20 protein-coding genes are annotated in these 21,304 nt (G+C 74.4%); 11 read left to right on the forward strand and 9 right to left on the reverse strand.

The features are described from left to right. The first annotated feature begins 8 nt into the window (after window positions 1–8). Genes K8Z49_RS42765 through K8Z49_RS42785 form a run of 5 tightly spaced genes read left to right on the forward strand, consistent with a single transcriptional unit; the run spans window position 9 to window position 4,168 of the window. Window positions 9–1,205, forward strand: a complete 1,197-nt coding sequence (locus K8Z49_RS42765) for a cytochrome P450 (protein ID WP_412516841.1) — start codon at window positions 9–11, stop codon at window positions 1,203–1,205. After that, on the forward strand, window positions 1,205–1,984 hold the full coding sequence (locus K8Z49_RS42770) for an SDR family oxidoreductase (protein ID WP_021595871.1): 780 nt from the start codon (window positions 1,205–1,207) through the stop codon (window positions 1,982–1,984). Before K8Z49_RS42765 ends, K8Z49_RS42770 begins: the two co-directional genes overlap by 1 nt. Then, window positions 1,981–3,426 (forward strand): cytochrome P450, encoded by a 1,446-nt coding sequence (locus K8Z49_RS42775; RefSeq protein ID WP_075019616.1) that lies wholly within the window; start codon window positions 1,981–1,983, stop codon window positions 3,424–3,426. The genes K8Z49_RS42770 and K8Z49_RS42775 overlap by 4 nt, the downstream gene beginning before the upstream one ends. Further along, window positions 3,423–3,617 (forward strand): ferredoxin, encoded by a 195-nt coding sequence (locus tag K8Z49_RS42780; RefSeq protein ID WP_021595873.1) that lies wholly within the window; start codon window positions 3,423–3,425, stop codon window positions 3,615–3,617. Before K8Z49_RS42775 ends, K8Z49_RS42780 begins: the two co-directional genes overlap by 4 nt. Further along, window positions 3,614–4,168 (forward strand): nuclear transport factor 2 family protein, encoded by a 555-nt coding sequence (locus tag K8Z49_RS42785; RefSeq protein ID WP_218163543.1) that lies wholly within the window; start codon window positions 3,614–3,616, stop codon window positions 4,166–4,168. The genes K8Z49_RS42780 and K8Z49_RS42785 overlap by 4 nt, the downstream gene beginning before the upstream one ends. On the opposite strand, the gene K8Z49_RS42790 is transcribed toward K8Z49_RS42785, so the two are convergent. The 5 genes from K8Z49_RS42790 to K8Z49_RS42810 are packed head-to-tail and all read right to left on the reverse strand — an operon-like array spanning window position 4,132 to window position 9,827. Continuing rightward, on the reverse strand, window positions 4,132–5,274 hold the full coding sequence (locus tag K8Z49_RS42790) for a CaiB/BaiF CoA transferase family protein (RefSeq protein WP_021595875.1): 1,143 nt from the start codon (window positions 5,272–5,274) through the stop codon (window positions 4,132–4,134). The two genes, K8Z49_RS42785 and K8Z49_RS42790, sit on opposite strands and share 37 nt — an antisense overlap. Then, window positions 5,271–6,101, reverse strand: a complete 831-nt coding sequence (locus K8Z49_RS42795) for an SDR family NAD(P)-dependent oxidoreductase (protein WP_412516842.1) — start codon at window positions 6,099–6,101, stop codon at window positions 5,271–5,273. The genes K8Z49_RS42790 and K8Z49_RS42795 overlap by 4 nt, the downstream gene beginning before the upstream one ends. 38 nt (window positions 6,102–6,139) lie before the next feature. Next, the gene (locus tag K8Z49_RS42800; RefSeq protein WP_412516843.1) at window positions 6,140–7,735 is read right to left on the reverse strand and encodes a nitrilase-related carbon-nitrogen hydrolase; all 1,596 of its coding nucleotides are present in this window, start codon (window positions 7,733–7,735) and stop codon (window positions 6,140–6,142) included. Window positions 7,736–7,758: 23 nt separating this feature from the next. Next, a complete protein-coding gene (locus tag K8Z49_RS42805) occupies window positions 7,759–8,961 on the reverse strand; it encodes a lipid-transfer protein (protein ID WP_412516844.1) in 1,203 nt (400 codons plus the stop codon). A 26-nt stretch (window positions 8,962–8,987) separates the two neighbouring features. Then, window positions 8,988–9,827, reverse strand: a complete 840-nt coding sequence (locus K8Z49_RS42810) for a MaoC/PaaZ C-terminal domain-containing protein (RefSeq protein WP_412516845.1) — start codon at window positions 9,825–9,827, stop codon at window positions 8,988–8,990. Window positions 9,828–9,948: 121 nt separating this feature from the next. On the opposite strand from K8Z49_RS42810, the gene K8Z49_RS42815 reads away from it, so the two are divergent. Next, a complete protein-coding gene (locus tag K8Z49_RS42815) occupies window positions 9,949–10,974 on the forward strand; it encodes an AraC family transcriptional regulator (RefSeq protein ID WP_075019619.1) in 1,026 nt (341 codons plus the stop codon). A 16-nt stretch (window positions 10,975–10,990) separates the two neighbouring features. Here K8Z49_RS42815 and K8Z49_RS42820 read toward each other — a convergent pair whose 3' ends face one another. The 3 genes from K8Z49_RS42820 to K8Z49_RS42830 form a co-directional block, all read right to left on the reverse strand. Beyond that, window positions 10,991–12,901 (reverse strand): AMP-dependent synthetase/ligase, encoded by a 1,911-nt coding sequence (locus K8Z49_RS42820; RefSeq protein WP_412516846.1) that lies wholly within the window; start codon window positions 12,899–12,901, stop codon window positions 10,991–10,993. 207 nt (window positions 12,902–13,108) lie between these two features. Then, window positions 13,109–13,603, reverse strand: coding sequence for a DUF3515 domain-containing protein (locus tag K8Z49_RS42825; RefSeq protein WP_024935323.1), 495 nt, complete (start codon window positions 13,601–13,603; stop codon window positions 13,109–13,111). Window positions 13,604–13,649: 46 nt separating this feature from the next. After that, on the reverse strand, window positions 13,650–13,883 hold the full coding sequence (locus K8Z49_RS42830; protein ID WP_021600577.1) for an Lrp/AsnC family transcriptional regulator: 234 nt from the start codon (window positions 13,881–13,883) through the stop codon (window positions 13,650–13,652). A gap of 133 nt (window positions 13,884–14,016) precedes the next feature. Between K8Z49_RS42830 and K8Z49_RS42835 the strand changes: the two genes are divergently transcribed. The 3 genes from K8Z49_RS42835 to thiD all read left to right on the forward strand — a co-directional run bounded on the left by K8Z49_RS42835 (window position 14,017) and on the right by thiD (window position 16,747). Beyond that, entirely contained in the window at window positions 14,017–14,934 is a 918-nt protein-coding gene (locus tag K8Z49_RS42835) for a thiamine-phosphate kinase (protein WP_075019621.1), read from the forward strand. 101 nt (window positions 14,935–15,035) lie between these two features. Continuing rightward, window positions 15,036–15,905: a cellulose binding domain-containing protein gene (locus K8Z49_RS42840; protein WP_075019622.1), complete on the forward strand. Its 870-nt coding sequence runs from the start codon at window positions 15,036–15,038 to the stop codon at window positions 15,903–15,905. Between the two features lie 38 nt (window positions 15,906–15,943). After that, on the forward strand, window positions 15,944–16,747 hold the full coding sequence (gene thiD / locus K8Z49_RS42845) for a bifunctional hydroxymethylpyrimidine kinase/phosphomethylpyrimidine kinase (protein ID WP_024935321.1): 804 nt from the start codon (window positions 15,944–15,946) through the stop codon (window positions 16,745–16,747). Between the two features lie 112 nt (window positions 16,748–16,859). Here thiD and rpmB read toward each other — a convergent pair whose 3' ends face one another. Further along, window positions 16,860–17,054 carry a 50S ribosomal protein L28 gene (gene rpmB, locus K8Z49_RS42850; RefSeq protein WP_021600139.1) on the reverse strand — a complete coding sequence of 65 codons (195 nt, stop codon included), beginning with the start codon at window positions 17,052–17,054 and terminating at the stop codon, window positions 16,860–16,862. A 200-nt stretch (window positions 17,055–17,254) separates the two neighbouring features. On the opposite strand from rpmB, the gene K8Z49_RS42855 reads away from it, so the two are divergent. Together K8Z49_RS42855 and recG are read left to right on the forward strand one after the other, a co-directional pair. Further along, complete coding sequence (locus K8Z49_RS42855; protein ID WP_412516847.1) at window positions 17,255–18,856, forward strand: DAK2 domain-containing protein; 1,602 nt, start codon at window positions 17,255–17,257, stop codon at window positions 18,854–18,856. Window positions 18,857–18,889: 33 nt separating this feature from the next. Beyond that, entirely contained in the window at window positions 18,890–21,079 is a 2,190-nt protein-coding gene (recG, locus tag K8Z49_RS42860; protein ID WP_412516848.1) for an ATP-dependent DNA helicase RecG, read from the forward strand. Window positions 21,080–21,304: the final 225 nt, after the last annotated feature.

The following is a 21,304-nucleotide window of genomic DNA, read 5'->3' on the forward strand; positions in this document are numbered from 1 at the left end:
TGACGGCCGTGGACCCTGCTGAGCAGGTCTCCTACAGCCCGTTCGACTACGCGGTCCACGAGGACCCCTACCCCCTCTACGCGCGTCTCCGCGAGGAGGCGCCCCTGTACCGCAACGACGAGATCGGCTTCTGGGCGCTGTCCCGGCACGCCGACGTCGCGGCGGCGTTCCGCGACCACGCCACGTTCTCCAACTCCCACGGCGTCTCGGTCGAACCGAGCGCCTGGGGCCCGCACGCGAGCCGGACGATGTCGTTCCTGGCCCTCGACCCGCCGCGCCACACGCGCATGCGGGCGCTGGTGTCCAAGGGCTTCACCCCGCGGCGCGTGAAGGAGATGGGCGACGGCATCCTGGTGCTGACCCGGCGCCACCTGGAACCGGCTCTGGACAAGCGCGAGTTCGACTTCGTCGCCGACTTCGCCGGGCTGCTGCCCATGGACGTCATCTCCGAGATGATGGGCGTCCCCGAGGCGGACCGGGCGGAGGTGCGGCGGCTCGCCGACACCGTCGTCCACCGGGAGGAGGGGCTGAACGACGTCCCGCCCGCCGGGATGGACGCGGCGCTCACCCTCGCCGGCTACTACCAGGACATGGTGGCCGAACGCCGCCGCAGGCCGGCGGACGACCTGACGTCCGCGCTGCTGGAGGCCGAGGTCGGCGGCGACCGGCTGGACGACACCGAGGTCATCGCGTTCCTGTTCCTGATGGTGGTCGCCGGGAACGAGACCACCACCAAGCTGCTGGCCAACGCGCTGTACTGGGGGTCGCTGAACCCGGACCAGGCCGCCAGGCCGCTCCGCGACCCGGCCCGCGTGGACGACTGGGTGGAGGAGACGCTCCGCTACGACACCTCCAGCCAGATGCTCGCCCGCAAGGTCGTCAAGGACGTCGAGCTGCACGGGAAGCGGGTGCCCGCGGGCGACCGGATGCTGCTGCTCGTCGGGTCGGCCAACCGCGACCCCCGCGCCTTCGAGGACGCCGACACCTACGACCTCGACCGCGACACCTCCCGGCTCGTCAGCTTCGGCGGCGGGCGGCACTTCTGCCTCGGCGCCAACCTGGCCCGGCTGGAGGCCCGCATCGCGCTGGCCGAGCTGGTGCGGCGCGTCTCGTCCTACGAGGTCGACCACGGCGGCGCCGAGCGGGTGCACTCGGTGAACGTCCGCGGTTTCGCCTCGCTGCCCGTCCGTGTGGAGGTGCGCTAGTGCCCCGGTTCGATCCCCATCCCGAGCGGCGGCCCGCCGTGGTGACCGGCGCGTCGTCCGGGATCGGCGCCGCGACCGCCACCGCCCTGGCGATGGCCGGGCATCCGGTCGCGCTCGGCGCGCGGCGCCTGGAGAAGTGCGAGGAGCTGGCCGCGACGATCCGGGCCGGCGGGGGAGAGGCGTTCGCCCACCCGCTGGACGTCGGCGACTCCGACTCGGTCAAGGCGTTCGCCTCCGCCGCGCAGGACGCGCTCGGGCCGGTCGAGGTCGTCGTGTCCAGCGCCGGCGACCTGGCCGCCGGACGCCTCCACGAGATCGACTCCGAAGACTTCCTCGCGCAGACGCAGGTCCACCTCGTCGGCGCGCACCGCCTCGTGTCGCACTTCGTCCCGCGGATGGTGGCGCGGCGCCGCGGCGACATCGTGTTCATCTCCTCCGACACCGTCCCCGCCCCGCGCTCCTGGACGGGCGCCTACGTCGCGGCCAAGAGCGGCGTGGAGGGCATGGCCCGCACCATGCAGATGGAGCTGGAGGGGACGGGGGTGCGGGCGTCCATCGTCCGGCCCGGACCCACCGCGACCGGCATGGGCATGACCTGGGACGCCGAGACGACCGGGGCCGTCCTGGAGGACTGGGTGACGTGGGGCCACGCCCGGCACCCGTACTTCCTGCGCCCGTCCGACGTCGCCGCCGCCGTCGCCGCGGTCGTCGCGACCCCGCGCGGCGCCCATCTCCGGCTCGTCGAAGTACAGCCCGAAGCCCCCTTGGAGGAATCATGACCGCTCTGGTGGAGCCGCGCGTCGTGTCGGGCGGGCCCGACCACCTGGAGGAGCTGCGCCGCGATCCGATCGGGCTGATGCGCCGCGTCCGGGACGAGTGCGGCGGCGTCGGCGAGTTCGTCCTGGCCGGGCGGCGCGTGGTGCTGCTGTCGGGCGCCGAGGCCAACGAGTTCTTCTTCCGCGCCCCCGACGAGGAGCTCGACCAGGCCGAGGCCTACCCCTTCATGACGCCGATCTTCGGGGAGGGCGTGGTGTTCGACGCCACCCCCGAGCAGCGCCGCGAGGCCCTGCACAACCAGGCGCTCAAGGGCTCGTACCTGAAGGGGCACGCCGCGACGATCGCCGCCGAGGTCGACCGGATGGTGGCCGGCTGGGGCGACGAGGGCGAGATCGACCTGCTCGACTTCTTCGCCGAGCTGACTATCTACACCTCGTCCGCGTGCCTGATCGGCCGCAAGTTCCGCGAGCAGCTCGACCGCCGGTTCGCCGACCTGTACCACGACCTCGAACGCGGCACCGACGCCATCGCCTACGTCGACCCCTACGCCGACATCGAGAGCTTCCGGCGGCGGGACGCGGCCCGCGCGGCGCTCGTCGGGCTCGTCCAGGGCATCATGGACGGCCGGCCGCCCCGGGGGGCGGCGGGGCGTAGCCATGGGGGTGAAACACAGCCGCCCAAGGAGGACCGCGACCTCCTCGACGTCCTGATGTCGATCAAGGACGCCGACGGGACGCTGAAGTTCGACGCCGACCAGGTCACCGGCATGTTCATCTCGATGATGTTCGCCGGTCACCACACCACGTCCGGCACCGCCGCCTGGACGCTGATCGAGCTGCTCCGCCACCCGGACGTGCTGGACGGCGTCGTCCGCGAGCTGGACGAGCTGTACGCCGACGGCCGCGAGGTGTCGTTCCAGGCGCTGCGCGCCATCCCGAAGCTGGAGTCGGCGATCAAGGAGGCGCTGCGGCTGCACCCGCCGCTGATCCTGCTGCTGCGGGTCGCGCAGTCCGACCAGGAGGTGCTCGGCCACCGCATCCCGGCGGGCACGATGGTCGGCTGCAGCCTCGCCGTCTCCAACCGGATCGAGTCCGACTTCCCGGACCCGGACGCCTTCCACCCCGAGCGCTACGCCGCGCCCCGCGAGGAGGACCTGCTCAACCGCTGGACGTGGGTGCCGTTCGGCGCCGGGCGGCACCGCTGCGTCGGCGCGAACTTCGCGATGATGCAGCTCAAGGCGATCTTCTCGGTGCTGCTGCGGGACTGGGAGTTCGAGCCCGCGCAGCCGCCGGAGACCTACCGCAACGACCACTCCAAGATGGTCGTCCAGCTCGCCCAGCCGTGCGCGGCCAGGTACCGCCGGAGGACCGATGACCGCAGCGAAGCGAGGATCGTCGGGTCGGGGGCCTGGGGGGCGCCCCCCGGAAAGGAAGGGCGCCGGTGAGGATCGAGGCCGACCTGGACCTGTGCCAGGGACACGCCATGTGCGAGCTGGAGGCGCCCGACGTCTTCGAGGTGCCGCCCAGAGGCAAGGTGCGGGTCCTCGACGCCGAGCCGGCGGACGACCTGCGCGCCGAGGTGACCGCCGCCGTCCGCTACTGCCCCACCCGGGCCCTCAGACTGCTGGAGACATGATGCCCTCGTTCCCGCGCGAAGAGCTCGACGCGATGGTCGAGCACTGGCTGGCCGAGAACCGCCGCTGCGAGGAGGCGGGCGACTGGCGCCCGCTCGCCGACCTCTACACCGAGGACGCCACCTACGGCTGGAACATCGGCCCCGACCAGGACTTCATGGCCGTCGGCCGGGACGAGATCCGCGACCTCGCGCTCGGGTCGGAGATGGGCGGCCTGGACGGCTGGACCTACCCGTACCAGAGCATCCTGATCGACGAGGTCAAGGGCGAGGTCGTCGGCTTCTGGAAGCAGGTCGCCGACGCCCGCCGCCCCGACGGGACGCCGTACGAGGTGCTCGGCATCGGCGGCTCGTGGTTCCGGTACGCGGGGAACCGGCGGTGGTCCTGGCAGCGCGACTGGTTCGACCTCGGCAACGTCACGTCGGTGTTCGTCGAGATGATGAAGGCGGACGTGCTGTCGGACGGGATGAAGCGGCGGCTGGAGCGGGCCGCCGCCGGCGAGCCGGTCCCCGGCTACTACCCGCGCGGGGAGAGTCCCGTCCCGATCTGGTGAGCGGCATCCGCGGGGATCACCTCCGCGGTGTGCTGCCCGACCGCCGGTGCCGGGGCGGGGGCCGTGCGGGGATGGCGCGAGAAGCGCGGGGCCGGCATGGACTGCAGGACGCCGTCGACCTCGACCAGGCAGCGCCGCTCGGCGAGGTGCGGGTGACCGGCGGCCTCGCGCAGGGACAGCACCGGCGCCACGCAGGCATCGCTGCCCGCGAAGACCTCCGTCCACTCCCGCCGGGTGCGGGTGGCGAAGGCCGCGGCGAACGCCGCGCGCATGTCGCCCCAGCGGCCGCGGTCCGCCTGGTCGGCGGGGTCGACGTCGACGCCGAGCAGGTGGACGAAGGCGGCGAAGAACTGCGGCTCCAGCGCCCCGACGGCCATGTGCTCCCCGTCCAGCGTCCGGTAGACGGCGTAGAAGGGCGCGCCGCCGTCGAGCAGGTTCGTCCCGCGCTCGTCGCTCCACCGGCCGTCGGCCAGCAGGCCGTGCACGATCCCGAGCAGGTGGACCGTCCCGTCGACGATGGCCGCGTCCACCACCTGGCCGCGGCCGGTGGAGCGCGCTTCGAGCACGGCCGCGAGGACGCCCATCACCAGGTAGGCCGCGCCGCCGCCGAGATCGCCGACGAGGTTGAGGGGGATCGCGGGCGCGCCGCCCGCCGCGCCGATGGCGTGCAGCGCGCCCGTCGGGGCGATGTAGGCGATGTCGTGGCCCGCCGTCGCGGCGTCGGGGCCGTCCTGCCCCCAGCCGGTCATCCGGCCGTAGACGAGGCGGGCGTTGCGGGCGCGCAGCCGGTCCGGCCCGAGGCCGAGGCGCTCGGCCACCCCGGGGCGGAAGCCCTCCAGCAGCACGTCGGCCGTGTCGCAGAGGTCCAGCAGCGCCGCGACGGCCTCCGGGCGCTTCAGATCGAGCACGATCGACCGCTTGCCCCGGCCCGGCAGGTCGGCGGCCGGCTCGGCCGCGTCCAGGACGCCCCGGGCGGGACGGTCGACGCGGATAACGTCGGCGCCCATCTCGGCCAGGATCATCCCGGCGAACGGGCACGGCCCGATGCCGGCCAGCTCGACCACCCGGATCCCGGCCAGCGGGCCGCGCGGTCCGTCCCCTCTCACAGGGTCATCCCGCCGCCGCAGACGAGGGTCTGGCCGCTGACGTAGTCGGATTCGGGCGTGCAGAGCAGGTACACCGCGCCGGCGGCCTCCTCGGGCGTTCCGGTGCGGCCGAGGGGGATCATCTGCTCCGCCGCCGCCAGCAGCCCGGGGTTGACGCCGACCTTGACGCTGCGGCCCTCGACCTCGATGGTGCCGCCCTCGCCGGCCGCCGCCTCGGTCAGCCGGGTGCGGATGAAGCCGAACGCCACCGTGTTGACCGTGACGTTGTACCGGCCCCACTCCTTGGCGAGCGTCCTGGTCATCCCGGTGACGCCGGCCTTGGCCGCCGCGTAGTTGAGCTGCCCGGCGTTGCCGCCGAGACCGGCGACCGACGAGACGTTGACGACCTTGCGGCAGGCGGCCGTCTCCCCGGCCTCCCGTTCCCGGCGCACCGCCGCGGCGATGACCGGCTGGGCCGCGCGCAGGATGCGGAAGGGCGCGGTCAGGTGCACGCCGAGCATGGCGTCCCACTGCTCGTCGGTCATCTTCTGGATGACCGAGTCCCACGTGTAGCCGGCGTTGTTGACGATGATGTCGACCCCGCCGAAGGCGTCGACGGCCGTGGTCACGAACCGCTGGGCGAAGCCGGTACCGGTGACGCTGCCGGGGCAGGCGACCGCGGCCCCGCCGCGCGCCTCCACCTCCTTGACGGTCTGCGCGGCCGGCTCGCCGTCCAGGTCGTTGACGACGACGCCGGCCCCGTCGGCGGCCAGCTTGAGCGCGATCTCCCGGCCGATCCCGCGTCCGGCGCCGGTCACGAGCGCGGTGCGCCCGTCGAGCTTTCCCATGGTGTTCCTTTTCGTGTAATGAGGTGGCGGGCCCGGCTTCAGCCGCGGGGGCGCGGGCGGCGGACGGCGAATCCGATGGCGGCGAGGGTCGCCGCCGCGCACAGCCAGGCGAAGACGTCGCCGATGAGGCGGTACGGAGTCGTCGCGCCGCGCGTGGGGACGTCCACGATCCAGGGGGCGTTGTCGCCGGGCGTGGTGTCCTGCTGCGCCAGGACGTTGCCCTGGTGGTCGAACGCCTGGGACGAGCCGTTGAAGTCCTGCCGGACCAGGGCGTAGCCGTTCTCGATCGCCCGCAGGCTCGCCATCTGGGTGTGGATGCGGCCCATCTCCGGCCAGTCGCCGCCGGGGACGAGCATGATGTCGGCGTCGACGTGCATCATGGCCGGGAAGTCCGCGTCGTAGCAGATGACGTTGGACAGGCGGCCGTACGGCGTCTCGACCACGGGAGCCGGCCCGGTGCCGGCCTTGTAGGGTTCCAGCCCGGGGATGGGGTGGCGCTTCTGGTACGTCCACAGTCTGGTGCCGTCGGGGCCGAAGAGCACCGTCTGATCCCGGCCGTAGGGGGCGTCCGGCAGATAGACGTTCGCGGCGACGCTGAGGTAGATGTGCTCCTGCCCGGCCAGCTCGGCGGCCTTGGCGAGGAACGCCGGCTCGTCGGCGGACCGCAGCCGCTGCGCGTTCTCCGACCAGAAGACGATCTTCGCGCCCGACCGGGCCGCGCTCCGCGCGTCGGCGAACAGCTGCGCGGTGAGCACGTCGGCCGCGGCGCGCACCTTCGCCGCGTCGACCCGGGAGACGGCCTCGTGGTCGCCGATGTCCGTGCCGATCCGCCGCTCGGCCTCCGCCAGCGTCGCCTTGCTCGGGTTGATCCCCGCGACGCGGACGGTGGGCGCGGTCGAGGCGGGGAAGAACGCGAGCCGCGCCTGCCCGCCCACGAGCACCAGGCCGAGCAGGGCGGCCACCGCGAAGGCGGGCCTCGCGGCGTGCCAGGACACGCCGTGCTCCCACAGGTGGTTCGCGGCGGTGGCGGTGACGCCGATGAGGAACGAGATCGCGTACGGCCCGGCGGCGGACAGCACCTGGAGCAGCGCCAGGTTCGCGTGCTGCGTGACCGCGAGCAGCCCGTAGGCGGTGCCGAACGGGTTGTAGGTGCCGAGCAGGAAGGCGGTCGCGGTCAGCGCGGCCGGGAACGCGAGCAGCCGCCCGAGCGGTCCCAGCCTCGGCGACACGAAGCGGTCCACCGCGAAGGGAACGAGGCAGCCGGACGCGAGGCTGAGCACGCCGATGAACGTCAGGAAGGTCAGCGGCACGGCGAGCTGCACCACCCAGAACAGCCCTCCGGCGACGCCCACCAGCCAGATCAGCGGCAGGCCGGTCGCCGGGCGGCCGGTCCGCAGGAACCTGAGCAGGAAGATCTGGAAGACCCAGGCGGCCATGGCCAGATCCCAGCGGCCGCCGACGGCGAAGAGCTGCAGGAGCAGCCCGAGGGCCAGCCAGAGGTACCGGCGGCGCTCCCGGGGGAGACGGTGTCCGGAGCCTCGCCGTCCGGAGCCCTGGTCCTTGTGCTGACGCGATGGCGCCGGCTGCCCGGCGGCACCGGGTCCCGGCTCGGTGCCGGTCGTGCTGCTGCTCATCATTCCTCCCGGGGGTGCGGAGCTCACCGCTCGGCGGGCCGGTACGCGGTGACGACGGCGGCGCCGCCGAGGCCGATGTTGTGCGCGAGCGCGACACCCGTCCGGGACGCGGCCGCGGGGACCTGGCGGAGGCCGGCCGTGCCGCGCAGCTGCCAGGTCAGCTCCGCGCACTGCGCGAGTCCCGTCGCGCCCAGCGGGTGGCCCTTGGAGATCAGGCCGCCGGACGGGTTGACCACCCAGGTGCCGCCGTAGGTCGTCTCCCCGGCGTCGACGAGCTTGCCGCCCTCGCCGGGCGCGCACAGCCCGAGGGCCTCGTAGGTGAGCAGCTCGTTGGTGGAGAAGCAGTCGTGCAGCTCGATGACGTCCACATCGTCCGGGCCGATCCCCGCCTGCTCGTAGACCTGCCTGGCCGCGGCCCGGCTCATGTGCGCCCCGACGATCGCGGCGGCGGTGCCGTCGAAGGTGCTCTCCAGGTCGGTCACGACGGACTGCCCCACGATCTCGACCGCCCGGCCGGCGAGGCCGTGGCGGTCGACGAACTCCTCGTCGGCCAGCACCGCCGCCGCCGACCCGTCCGAAGTCGGGGAGCACTGAAGCCTGGTGAGCGGCTCGACGACGGCCGGCGCGCTCAAGATCTCGTCGAGGGTGAACTCGCGCCGGAACTGGGCGTAGGGGTTGTTCACCGAATGCTTGTGGTTCTTCTGCGCGATCCGCGCGAACTGCTCGGCGGTCGTGCCGTACCGCTCCATGTGCTCCAGGCCGGCCGCGGCGAACATCCACGGCGCCATCGGAGCGCCCGGCCCGCGCAGCTCGGCCAGCGCGCCGATGTGCCGCTCCAGCGGGCGGGCCCGGTCCGTCCAGACCTCCGAGAGCGATCCCGGCGACATCCGCTCGAACCCGACCGCGAGCGCGCAGCCGGCGAGCCCGCCGGCGACGGCGCGGGCGGCCAGCCACAGCGCCGACGATCCGGTGGCGCAGTTGTTGTTCACGTTGACGACCGGCACACCGGTCATGCCCAGCTCGTAGACGGCCCGCTGGCCGCTGGTGGAGTCGCCGTAGACGTATCCGGCGTACACCTCTCCGACGTCGGCGAACGTGACGCCGGCGTCCGCCAGCGCCGCCGACCCGGACTCGGCGACCATCGCCGGGTAGTCCCAGCCCTCGCGGCGGCCGGGCTTCTCGAACCTCGTCATTCCGACGCCGATGACGAAGACCTTGCGTGACATGGGAATCTCCTTCCGCGTGCGGTCCGTCAGGCGGTGAACTCGGCGTGGCCGTCGGTGATCACGGGCGTGCCGTCGTCGCCGGCCGTCTCGAAGGAGTACCGGTCGGTCCCGGACGTCCACACGGTCGTGGTGATCGTCTGGCCGGGACGCGCCGGAGCGCTGAACCGCACGGCCAGCCGCCGCAGCCGGGCCGGGTCGCCGGGCGCGGCGTGCCCGATCAGGGCGTGGCACGTGAAGGCCATCGTGCAGAGGCCGTGGACGATGATCCCCGGCAGGCCCGCCCGGCGGGCGAAATCCTCGTCGAGGTGGACGGGCATGGTGTCCCCGGACGCCTCCGCGTAGCGGAAGGTCTGGTCGTCGTCGAACTTCTGGACCACGGTGGCGTCGGGCGTCCGGCCGGGCGCGTCGCCGGCCGGGCCGTGGTCGGGAGCCGTGCGCCCGGCGTCCCCGCCGGTGTGCCGCGCGCCGCGGAAGAAGCCGGTGAAGTGCTGCTCGTTGACCGGTTCCGCCGCCGCGTCCCGCGTCTCCACCAGCGTGGTCACCACCACACCGGAGCTCCGCGCGTGGACGCCGACGACCTGCGCGCGAGTGCTGAGCACGTCGCCGGGCACGATCGGACGGTGGATCCGCAGATCGTGCCGGCCGTGCAGGATCCGGCCGGCCGCCGATTCCGGTGCCGCGGCCAGCGTCCGCCGCGCCATGACGGAGAAGCCCGGGACGACGGCGAACACGGGAGGCGCCAGAGTGCCGTCACGATGCGCGGCGATGGGGTCGTTGGTGGCCTCGGCGTAGGCGACCGTGCGCTCCGCCGTCACCGCGAACTCGACGGGGTCGCTCCAGACTCCGACCTTCTGCGTGTGGAACATACCGGCGAAGCTACGGATCTCCGCCCGTCCGGCCGAGCACCGTGCCTCGCACGTTCCGTGACCGCCGCGCGCACGCGGCCCGCGGCTCGGCGGCCGCCGGTCCGGGCGCTAGGGTGCGTCCGTGAGCAGCAGGTCGGCGCCGGCGGGGGACATGGCCCGGCGGCTGGTGCGCGTCGGCGAGCGGCAGGGCCTGGACGCGGCGTCGCTGCTGCGGCGCGCGGGCCTGCCCGCGAGCGTCGCGGACCCGTCCGGCGGTGCCGCCGTGACGATCTCCCAGGTCGGGGAGCTGACCCAGGAGCTGTGGATCCTGACCGGGGACGAGCTGTTCGGGCTGGGACCGCCCGTGCCCCTGGGCGCGTTCCAGCTCATGATGCGCTCGGTGATCCACGTCCCGGACCTGCGGGCGGCGCTGCAGCGGCTGGCCGAGGCCGGCGAGGTGCTGGGCACGCCCCGGCTGCGGGTGACGGCCGGTGCCGCGCTCGTCGAGGTGGAGATCGACGTCGGCCGGCTGGACGATCCCGATCATCTGGGCGCCGAGCTCCTCGCCACGGTGGTGCACCGGGTCCTCGGCTGGCTCGTCGGGCGGCGGATCGCCCTGCGCGAGCTGCGCCTGCCCTGGCCGTCCCCCGCGTACGCCGCGGACTACGAGACCGTGTTCGGCCGGCACCCGCGGTTCGACGCCGGCGGGCTGGTGCTGGCCTTCGACCGCGAGCTGCTGACCGCGCCGCTGGTGCGGGACGAGCAGCAGCTCGCGGACTACCTCGCCGACCAGCCGCACGTGTGGCTCGCGACCCGCGACTACGGATCGTCCACCGCGGACCAGGTGCGCGCGATCCTCGCCCGCGGGCTGAGCGGGCACTGGCCGGCGCCGGACGACATCGCCGCGCGGCTCAACGTGAGCACCCAGCACCTGCGCAGGCTGCTGCGCGCCGAGCACACCTCGATCGGCCAGCTCAAGGAGGACCTGCTGCGGGAGGCCGCCATCGCCAGCCTGACCCGCGGCGAGGAGTCCGTCGAGGATCTGGCGAGGCGGCTGGGGTTCTCGGAGGCGAGCGCGTTCCGCCGCGCGTTCCGCCGGTGGACCGGGCAGCCGCCCGGCGCGTACCGCCCCGGTGGCGGGCGCCCGCGGACGCCCGCCACGGAGTGACGGCGGGCCGGCGTCGTCAGCGGGTCCGGTCCGGTTTCCTGTGGGGGGACGACCCCCCACACCCCCCGGAAGAGCAGGCCGGTCCGGCTCCCTCCGCTCCGCTGGAGCTCCGCTCCGGGAACCGGTCCGGCCGCCGTTCCCGCCGGTAGAGGGCCTCGATCTCCTCCGCGTACCGGTCGGCGATCGCCCGCCGCCGCAGCTTGTTCGTCGGAGTCAGTTCCGCGCCGCCCGGGGTCCACGTCTCCGGCAGGATCTGGAAGTCCTTGATCTGCTCGACCCGCGACAGCGTCGCGTTCGCGCGCGCGACCCCCGCCTCGACGGCCGCGCGCATCTCGGGGGCGCGGGCGAGCACCGCGACGTCCTCGCCGCCGGCGATGCCGCGCGCGTCGGCGAAGGCCCGCGCGGCGACGGGGTCGAGGGTGATCAGCGCGACCACGTAGGGGCGGCGGTCGCCGACCGCGATCACCGAGCCGACCGGCGGGCAGGAGGCCAGCACGGCGTTCTCGATGTTGGCCGGCGACATGTTCTTGCCCGAGGTGTTGACGATCAGGTCCTTCTTGCGGTCGACGATCGTGACGTACCCGTCGGCGTCGACCGTGCCCACGTCGCCGGTGTGCAGCCAGCCGTCCGCGTCGATCGCCTCGGCCGTCCGCTCCTTGTCCCCGCGGTAGCCCCGCATCAGCGTCGGCGCGCGGAGCAGCAGCTCCCCGTCGGCCGCCACCCGCACCTCGACGTCCCGCATCGGCCGGCCGACCGTCCCGGGCCGTATTCCGCCCGGAAGGTTGATCGCCCCGGCCGCGGATGACTCCGACATCGCCCACCCCTCGCACAGCTCGATGCCGAGCGACTGGAAGAACCGGACGGCGTCGGCGGCGATCGGGGCGGAACCGGTGATGACCGCGTCCGCCCCGTCCAGGCCGATCCGGGCCCGGAGCCGCCGCAGCACCAGCCGGTCCGCGGCGGCCCGCCGGACCGCCAGGCGGGCCGGGAGCGCGCGGCCGGAGGCCCGCCGGTCCGCGGCCTCGCGGCCGACGCGGACGGCCCAGCCGGCGAGGCGCCGGCGCGGGCCGCCCTGCGCGTCGATCGCCTGGGTGAGCGCGGCCTGGATCCGGTACCAGAAGGCCGGGACGCCGAGGAAGACGGTCGGCCGAACCGCGGGCAGCACCTGGGCCACGCTCTTCAGGTCGGCCACGGTGGTGATCGAGGAGCCGCCGGCCATCGCCAGGTAGTGGCTGAAGTACCGGTTGGCCACGTGCGCGTCCGGAAGGTAGGAGACCAGGCGCCCGGCCCGTGCGCCCGCACCCACGTGGGGGAGCGCGAGGCCGCTGCGCAGGCACGCGAGGATCGCGCGGTGCTCCACCTCGACGCCCTTCGGCGGCCCCGTCGTCCCGGAGGTGTAGATCAGGGTGACCAGGTCCTCGGGGCCCACCGCCCGCCAGCGGGCCTCGAAGTCGAACGACTCCGGAGTCCGGTCTTCGAGGTCGGCCAGCGTCAGCGCGCCCTCGGCCGCGCCGTCGACGCAGACGACGTGCTCCACCGCCCCGCCCGCGGCGCGGACCGCCGGCACCCACTGCCGCTCGGTCACCACGACCCGGTTGCCGGCGTTGGAGAACAGGTGGGCGATCTGCGACGGCGGGCTCGTGTTGTAGACCGAGAAGGGCGTGGCGCCGAGGTGCAGCGCGGCCGTGTCCACGAGATGGAATTCGGGACGGTTGGTGAGCATGAGCGCCACCGTGTCCCCATGGCGGACGCCGAGCGAGGCGAGGCCGCCGGCGATCCGCCGCACACGCTCGGCGTACTCCCGCCAGGTGAGCTCCACGGCGCCGTCCGAAGAGCGAAGGGCGACCTGCCCGGCCCGCGCTCCGGCCGTGCGCTGGAAGAGTTCGGCGAGGCTCCGCACCGACTCCGGGACGTCTCTGGATTCCATGGGCGAGCTGGCTCCTCATCCCCGGGTTGTCCTGGCTCCCTGCCGGGGCCCGCCTCGACCGCCCGGACGCCCGCCATCGTGGATCGGCCGCCGCCGGCCTGCCGAGGACCGTGCCGCGCGGATCGCGGGACCCTCGCGCGCACGGCGGCCGGGCGGCGCGCCATCCACCGGGGCACGGGCAGGGCCGGAGGGCGGGCGGGGCCGTGATCAGATCTGGCCCTCGGGCTTGGCCGGGATCGTCGATCTGATCGCCGGGCCCAGTTCGATGAGCACGTCGCCGGCCGGGTTGTACTTGGGCGGTACCGTCACCTCGACGTAGGCCTGCCGGCCGACCGCGGTGAACGTGACCGGCCGGTCGGCGGGCATGCCGAACCAGTCGATCCCGTTGATCGTCACCAGCTCCGAGGTGGGCTTCAACGTGGCGGGCCGCGGCACGCCGCAGCGCAGCGCGATCGCGGGAGAGCCCCAGGCCGCGGTCAGCGGCGAGCTCGGGGAGGTGTCGCGGCGCTTCTCGCCGTGCACCTTCTCGGGCAACCGCAGCCCCGCGCACAGCCGGCTCGTCGCGGTGTCCGGACTCGGGACCGGGACCTGCACCGCCCCGTCGCCGCAGGCCGCGGCCAGCAGCGCGGCGCCGATCAGGGCCGGGGCGAGCCGTGCCGCGCGCCCGTTGCCGGGACGCCGGCCCGGACCCTTCGAGGGCATCTGTACGGCGCTCTCCACTCCGCCCGTGCTCCGCTCCGCGCGCCTCTCAGATGTGGACGATCGGGCACGTGAGCGTGCGCGTGATTCCCTCGACCGCCTGGATCTGCGCCACGACGAGCTTGCCCAGCTCGTCGACGTTGCGCGCCTCCGCCCGGACGATCACGTCGTAGGGCCCCGTGACGTCCTCCGCCAGCGTGACGCCCGATATGCCGGAGATGTGACTGGCCACCTCGGCGGCCTTCCCGACTTCGGTCTGGATGAGGATGTAGGCCTGCACCATCACGTCCTCCCCGGGCGGAGAATCAACCGTCGGACGGTTCACCGTATCGTGTTACGCGCCGCCGCGGGCGGCCGGGGTACGGCGTGCCCGGTGAGACCGGTGGGAAACATGTGAAACGGGGAGAAGGCGGCGGATGGGCACCATCGGGGAGCTGGGCGAGTTCGGGCTGATCGGCCTGCTGACCCGGCGGCTGCCCCAGGGCCCGCAGGTCCTTCTCGGGCCGGGCGACGACGCGGCGGTGATCGCGGCGCCGGACGGGCGCGTCGTCGCCACCACCGACCTGCTCGTGGAGGGCCGGCACTTCCGCCGCGACTGGTCCGGCCCCTACGACATCGGGCGCAAGGCCGCCGCGCAGAACCTCGCCGACGTCGTCGCGATGGGCGCCCGACCGACCGCGCTGCTCGTCGGGTTCGCCGCGCCGCCCGGCACCGGCGCCGCCTGGGCCGGGCGGCTCTACGACGGCCTCGCCGACGAGTGCCGCGCGGCGGGCGCGTCCGTCGCGGGCGGCGACGTCGCCGGGGCGCCGGAGATCACCCTCGCCGTCACCGCGCTCGGCGACCTTGGCGGCGCGGCGCCGCTGACCCGGTCCGGGGCGCGTCCGGGCGACGTCGTGGCGCTGCGGGGGCGGCTCGGGTTCGCCTCCGCCGGGCTGGCGCTGCTCGGCGCCGGCGAGGACGTCCCGGAGGAGCTGCTGGCGGCCCACCGCCGTCCGGAGCCTCCCTACGCGGCCGGGGACGAGGCGCGGGCCCACGGCGCCACCGCGCTGCTCGACGTGAGCGACGGGCTCGTCCAGGACCTCGGCCACATCGCGGACGCGAGCGGTGTCCGCATCGACATAGACTCGGCGGCCGTGCCCGTCCCGGAGATCCTCGGGCCGGACGGGCTGCGGCACGTCCTCACCGGCGGCGAGGACCACGCGTTCGCCGCGACGTTCCCGCCGTCCGCCCTGCCGGCGTCGTGGACGCGGATCGGTGACGTGGTGAAAGGGGCCGGCGTGCGGGTGGACGGCCGCGAGCCGCCCGCCGGCGCGTGGGACCACTTCCCCACCTGAACGCGTCGTGCACCCAGCGCGTACAGCCGTGTGCGTTGACGCATCCGGTAGGCATGTTTGGTACGGGTTTGGTATACATCCTGTGATCGAAGAGGGATGGGATGGGACGACACTCCAGGTTTGAGCAACCGGACGACGAACCCCCACGGGGCGCCGGCACGCCCCGGGGTTCGTACTACGGGGCTCCGGTCGACCCCACCTACGACGCCTTCTCCGGACCGACCGACGACCGGGTCGTCGTGGAGCCGAACGACCAGGCCCGCCGGGGAGCGCGACCGGTCGCCGACCGCCGCCACGACCCGCCCGGCCCGTTCCGGTTCGAGCCGCTCCCGGGGGACTATCCCGGCGACTACCCGGGCGCCCCGGGCACGACGCTCCCCGAGCAGCCGCGCGAACCCCCCGATCCGCCGGAGCAGGCGGACACGTCCGGCGCCCCCGGCGCCCCCGGCGGGCGCGGCTGGACCAGGTTCGTCTCCGTGCTCCCGCTCCCTCTGCTCCCGATCGTCGCGCTCGTCATCGCGGTGGGGATCGTCTCCTACGCGCTGAGCACCCAGCAGATCTCCCTCAACTTCGCCGGCGGCTCCCCCCGCACGACGCAGACCGACCCGCGCGACAGCCAGGTCTCCCAGCGCGGCCCCGGCGAGCGCGCCAGCCGCGGCGACCGCCCCGACGGCCTCATCGTCGCCTTCCGCGTCGCGTCCCGGACACCGGGCGGCTTCAAGGCCACCGCCACCATCGCCAACAAGGGACGCCAGCCCGTCGCGGCGTGGGCCCTCGCCTTCAAGATCCCGAACGCCACCGTCACCGCCGTCAGCGGCGCCACCGTCGTCCGGGGCGGGACCACCCCCTTCGTCCGGGGCCGTACCGCCATCGCGCCCGGTGCCACGGTGCGGATCGTGTTCACCGCGCGCGGCACGGCGTCCACGCCGTCCGCCTGCGTGCTGAACCGGCTGCCCTGCACGCTCGTCTGAGATCGCCGCTCCCGCCGGATCGCCATAAAGTGGACGGCATGACGCGCGCTCCGAAGGCCCCTCCCCTCGTGCTCACCATCGCGGGCTCCGACTCCGGCGGCGGCGCCGGCATCCAGGCGGACCTGAAGACCATGCTCGCCCAGGGCGTGCACGGGATGAGCGTCGTCGCCGCCGTCACCGCGCAGAACTCCCTCGGCGTCCAGGGCTACTGGGAGCTGCCGCCCGAGGCGGTCCGCGCCCAGCTCGACTCGGTGCTGTCCGACATCGGCGTCCACGCGCTCAAGACCGGCATGCTCGCGTCCACCGTTCTGGTCGAGACCGTCGCCGAGGCGCTGGCCGCGTCGGACGCCCCCGCCGTCGTCGACCCGGTGGGCGTGTCCAAGCACGGCGACTCGCTGCTCGCCCCGGACGCCGTGGACGCCGTCCGGACGGCCCTGCTGCCGGCCGCGACCGTCGTCACGCCGAACCTGTACGAGGTCGAGCAGCTCACCGGCGTCAAGGTGGTGGACGAGGCCGGGCTGCGCGAGGCCGCCGAGGCCGTCAAGGCGCTCGGCCCCGCCTGGGTCCTGATCAAGGGCGGCCACCTGCCGGGCGATCCCACCGACCTGCTGTTCGACGGGGAGCGCGAGCACCGCTTCACCGCGCCCCGGCACGACAACCGGCACACGCACGGGACGGGCTGCACGCTCGCGTCCGCCATCGCGTCCCACCTGGCGCTGGGCGAGGACGTCCCGGGCGCGGTGGCGAAGGCGAAGGAGTACGTGACGGGCGCGATCGCGGCGGGCTTCCCGCTCGGCGCCGGCATCGGCCCCGTCGACCACGCCTGGCGCCACCGGTCCTGAGAACGCGATCGCCCCTGGACGCAGAAAGCCGGCTCATCGGACATCTCCGATGAGCCGGCCGAAGCCCTCGTGGACCGTGCCGGGGGTGACCCCTACCCGCTCGGCGGCGCGATCAGACCGTCGGCTTGACGATCTTGCCGGCCTTGATGCAGGAGGTGCAGGCGTTGATCCGCTTGGTGGTGCCGTTCACGACGGCGCGCACGCGCTGGATGTTGGGGTTCCAGCGGCGCGGGGTGCGGCGGTGCGAGTGGGAGACGCGCATGCCGAAACCGGGTCCCTTGCCGCAGACGTCGCAGACGGAAGCCACGGGAAACTCCAAGTGGTGTCGATGCTCTGAACCGGAGCGCCGCCCGGTGCCGCCGCGGGCGAACCGGGCATCATGGGCGCTCACTGATGAGCGCCTCGGACGAGGCGCATGGATCAGAGTAGCCGACAGCCCGTCGGCTAGGCGAATCGACCGGGCATCCCGTGCGGCGTGCGAAGCTTGCGCCGCGGGAAAGGAGCGCTGTGGGCCACTCTGATCGAAGCGCCGTCCTCGACGGCGGTGCGGTGCGGCGGTGGTGCAGGCTGGCGGCGGACGCGCTCGGCCGCACCCGGGCCGAGATCGACGCCCTCAACGTGTTCCCCGTCCCGGACGGCGACACGGGGACCAACCTGCACCTGACCGTCGTCGCGGCGGCGGACGCGCTCGACGAGCTGCCGGAGGGCGCGGCCGGCCACCGGACGTGGCGGGCGCTCGCCCAGGGGGCGCTGCTCGGCGCCCGGGGCAACTCGGGCGTGATCCTCAGCCAGGTGTTCCGGGGGCTCGCGGACGTCCTCGGCCCGCTGGAGGAACCGCCGGACGGCGCCGCGCTCGCGCGGGCCCTGGGCCACGCCTCCGGCCTGGCCCGCGGCGCCGTCGAGCACCCCGTCGAGGGGACGATCCTGAGCGTGCTCGCCGAGGCCGCCTCGTCCTGCGCGCGGAACACCGGGCTGGCCGGGGCCGCGCGGGAGGCCTCGGCGGGCGCCCGGCGGGCGCTGCGCATGACCACCGGCCAGCTGGAGGTGCTCGCCCGCAGCGGCGTCGTCGACGCGGGCGCGGCCGGGCTCTGCGTGGTGCTCGACGCCCTCGCCGCCGTGGTCACCGAGGAGTACCCCGAGCGGTACGAAGTTCCGGCCCGCTCCGCCGCGGCGCCCGCCCCCGCGGAGGAGCGGCCCGAGCCGCCGGGCCCCGGCTACGAGGTCATGTACCTGCTGGACGCCTCCGACGACGCCGTCCACCCGCTGCGGGAGAGCCTCGACGGCCTCGGCGACTCGCTCGTCGTGGTCGGCGGCGACGGGCTGTGGAACGTCCACGTCCACGTGGACGACGCCGGCGCGGCGATCGAGGCGGGCATGGCGGCGGGGCGCCCGCACCGGATCCGCGTCACCTGCCTGCACGCCGGCGCCGGGGAGCCGCACGCGCCGCACACCGGCCGCGCGGTGATCGCCGTGACCGCCGCCGACGGGCTGGCCGCGCTGTTCGAGGAGTGCGGCGCCCGGGTCGTGCGGCGCGAGTCCGGCGGCGTCCCGCCGCTCGCGGTGCTGGCGGCGGCGATCCTCGCGGCGGGCGACGAGGTGGCCGTCCTGCCGAACGAGCCGGAGGTCCTGTCGCTCGCCGAGGCCGCCGCCGAGCGCGCGCGGGACGGCGGGGCGCGGATCGCCGTGGTGCCGACCAAGGCGTCCGTCCAGGGCATGGCGGCGCTCGCGGTGCACGACCCGCTCCGCCGCTTCGCCGAGGACGTCATCGAGATGACGCGCGCCGCCGGCGCCACCCGCTTCGGCCACCTGGAGGTCGCCGCCGAGGAGGCCGTCACGAGCGTCGGGCTCTGCCAGCCGGGGGACGTCCTCGGCCTCATCGAGGGCGACGTCGCGACGATCGGCGCGGACGTCGCCGCCGTGGCCGCGGACGTCCTGGACCGCATGCTGTCGGGCGGCGGCGAGCTGGTCACCCTGATCGCCGGTCGGCACGCGCCGCCCGGCCTCGCCGCCGCCCTCGAAGATCACCTGCGCCGCGCGCACCCCGACGTGGAGGTCGGCGTCTACGACGGCGACCAGGAGCGGTACCCGCTGCTCATCGGCGTCGAGTGATTCCCGTCGCCCCCATGGGCTAGAAAAGACCACGTGGCGAATCTCGACGAGCCGCTGGGCAAGGTCCTCGGCGACAAGACGGCCAAGGCGCTGGAGAAGGGCCTCGACCTGCGCACGGTCGGCGACCTGCTGCACCACTACCCGCGCCGCTACGCCCACCGCGGCGAGCTGACGCAGCTCAGCGGCCTGCAGGACGGCGAGCACGTCACCGTCATGGCCGAGGTCGTCAAGGTGCAGGGCCGCACCCTCACCCGCAACCCCGGCTACGTCCTGGAGATCACCGTCACGGACGGGACGGGCGAGCTCAAGCTGAGCTTCTTCGGCCGCAAGGGCTCCTACCGGCCGGAGAAGGACCTGTCGCCCGGCACGCGCGGCCTGTTCGCCGGGAAGATCAGCACCTACGCGCCGCGCAGCGGCCGGCCCGTGCGGCAGCTCGCGCACCCGCAGTACAAGGTCGTCCCCGAGAAGGGCGCCGCGGAGGCCGCGCAGGAGTGGGCCGACGAGATCATCCCGATCTACCCGTCCACCAAGTCGCTGCCCATCGAGGCGATCAGCACGTCGGTGGAGACCGTCCTGTCCCAGCTGGACCTGCCCGCCGACCCGATGCCCGCGGCCCTGCTCCGGCGCCGCGACCTGATCGGCCTGCGCGAGGCCTACGAGGGCATCCACCGGCCGCGCACCTGGGACGAGCTGGGCCGCGCCAGGGCGCGCCTGAAGTGGGACGAGGCGTTCGTCGTCCAGATCGCGCTGGCGCAGCGCCGCGTCGCCGCCGCGGCGCTCCCGGCCAAGCCGCGGCCCCCGTCCTTCGGCGGCATCCAGGCGGAGTTCGACGCGCGCCTCCCCTTCGAGCTCACCAAGGGCCAGCGCGAGGTCGGCGACGAGATAGCCGCCGACCTGGCCCGCGAGCACCCCATGCACCGCCTGCTCCAGGGCGACGTCGGCGCGGGCAAGACCGTGGTCGCGCTGCGGGCGATGCTGCAGGTCGTGGACGGGGGAGGGCAGGCCGCGCTGCTCGCGCCCACCGAGGTGCTGGCGCAGCAGCACCACCGCTCGATCACCGGGATGCTCGGCGACCTGGCGCAGGCGGGGCAGATCGGCGGGGCGGAGCACGCCACCCGGGTCGCGCTGCTGACCGGGTCGCAGGGCGCGAAGGCGCGCAAGGAGGCGCTGCTGGACGTGGCGTCCGGAGCCGCCGGCATCGTGGTCGGCACCCACGCGCTGCTGCAGGAGACCGTCCAGTTCGCCGACCTCGGGCTCGTCGTCGTGGACGAGCAGCACCGCTTCGGCGTCGAGCAGCGCGACGCCCTGCGGGAGAAGGCCGGCGGCGGCCGCCCGCACGTCCTGGTCATGACGGCGACGCCGATCCCGCGGACCGTGGCGATGACCGTCTTCGGCGACCTGGAGACGTCGGTGCTCGGCCAGCTCCCGGCCGGGCGGTCGGAGATCCGCACCCATGTCGTCCCGCCCGAGAAGCCCGCCTTCCTCGCCCGCACCTGGGAGCGGATCAAGGAGGAGGCGGCGAACGGGCGGCAGGTCTATATCGTGTGCCCGCGCATCGGCGAGCAGGAGGGCGACGAGGGCGACGCCGTCGTGGCGGAGGAGGGCGAGCGCCGCTCCCCGCTCGGGATCATGGAGGTGCTGCCGAAGCTGGAGGAGCTCCTCGCCGGGCTGCGCATCGGCGTCCTGCACGGCAAGCTGCACCCGGACGAGAAGGACGCGGTGATGCGCCGCTTCACCGCCGGGGACGTCGACGTCCTGCTCGCCACCACGGTCATCGAGGTGGGCGTGGACGTGCCGAACGCCACCGTCATGGTGATCATGGACGCGGACCGGTTCGGCGTCTCCCAGCTCCACCAGCTCCGCGGCCGCGTCGGGCGGGGATCGCTGCACGGCCTGTGCCTGCTGGTCACCGACGCCGCGCCGGGCGGCAAGGCGCGCGAACGGCTCGACGCGGTCGCCTCGACCACCGACGGCTTCCGGCTGTCCCGCCTCGACCTGGAGCAGCGCCGCGAGGGCGACGTCCTCGGCGCCGCGCAGGCGGGCCGCGCGTCCAGCCTGCGCCTCCTCACCCTCCAGCGGGACGAGGAGGTCATCCGCGACGCACGCGAGGAGGCGACCGCCCTCGTCGACGCGGATCCGGACCTCTCCGGCCACCCCGGCCTCGCCACCGTGCTGGCCTCTCTCCTGGACGACGAGCGCGCCGACTTCCTGGAGAAGGCCTAGGGCTCCCGATATTCTCTACCTATTAAGTTGACATCTCTGTCCGGGACGGGTCACGATGAACGCGTGAACCCGACTGAGGCCCCGAGCGCCCGGCCGCGCGCCGCCGCGCTCACGGTGCTCACGCGGGCCGCCCGGGCGGGGGAGGCGCCGCGTGGCACCGGCGACGCCCTCGCCCGGGCACTCGCCGACCCCGACCCCGACCCCGGGGTCCGGACCCGGGCCCCG

It is taken from the genome of Actinomadura madurae (assembly GCF_047130825.1).
Lineage (GTDB): Bacteria > Actinomycetota > Actinomycetes > Streptosporangiales > Streptosporangiaceae > Spirillospora > Spirillospora madurae.

What these genes read in the sequence shown, in the direction of transcription:
- K8Z49_RS42775 (WP_075019616.1), top strand. Translation starts at nt 1,981, where the DNA reads ATGACCGCTCTGGTGGAGCCGCGCGTCGTGTCGGGCGGGCCCGACCAC.
- K8Z49_RS42785 (WP_218163543.1), top strand. Translation starts at nt 3,614, where the DNA reads ATGATGCCCTCGTTCCCGCGCGAAGAGCTCGACGCGATGGTCGAGCAC.
- K8Z49_RS42795 (WP_412516842.1), bottom strand. Translation starts at nt 6,101, where the DNA reads ATGGGAAAGCTCGACGGGCGCACCGCGCTCGTGACCGGCGCCGGACGC.
- K8Z49_RS42800 (WP_412516843.1), bottom strand. Translation starts at nt 7,735, where the DNA reads ATGAGCAGCAGCACGACCGGCACCGAGCCGGGACCCGGTGCCGCCGGG.
- K8Z49_RS42805 (WP_412516844.1), bottom strand. Translation starts at nt 8,961, where the DNA reads ATGTCACGCAAGGTCTTCGTCATCGGCGTCGGAATGACGAGGTTCGAG.
- K8Z49_RS42810 (WP_412516845.1), bottom strand. Translation starts at nt 9,827, where the DNA reads ATGTTCCACACGCAGAAGGTCGGAGTCTGGAGCGACCCCGTCGAGTTC.
- K8Z49_RS42820 (WP_412516846.1), bottom strand. Translation starts at nt 12,901, where the DNA reads ATGGAATCCAGAGACGTCCCGGAGTCGGTGCGGAGCCTCGCCGAACTC.
- K8Z49_RS42825 (WP_024935323.1), bottom strand. Translation starts at nt 13,603, where the DNA reads ATGCCCTCGAAGGGTCCGGGCCGGCGTCCCGGCAACGGGCGCGCGGCA.
- K8Z49_RS42830 (WP_021600577.1), bottom strand. Translation starts at nt 13,883, where the DNA reads ATGGTGCAGGCCTACATCCTCATCCAGACCGAAGTCGGGAAGGCCGCC.
- K8Z49_RS42835 (WP_075019621.1), top strand. Translation starts at nt 14,017, where the DNA reads ATGGGCACCATCGGGGAGCTGGGCGAGTTCGGGCTGATCGGCCTGCTG.
- K8Z49_RS42840 (WP_075019622.1), top strand. Translation starts at nt 15,036, where the DNA reads ATGGGACGACACTCCAGGTTTGAGCAACCGGACGACGAACCCCCACGG.
- thiD (WP_024935321.1), top strand. Translation starts at nt 15,944, where the DNA reads ATGACGCGCGCTCCGAAGGCCCCTCCCCTCGTGCTCACCATCGCGGGC.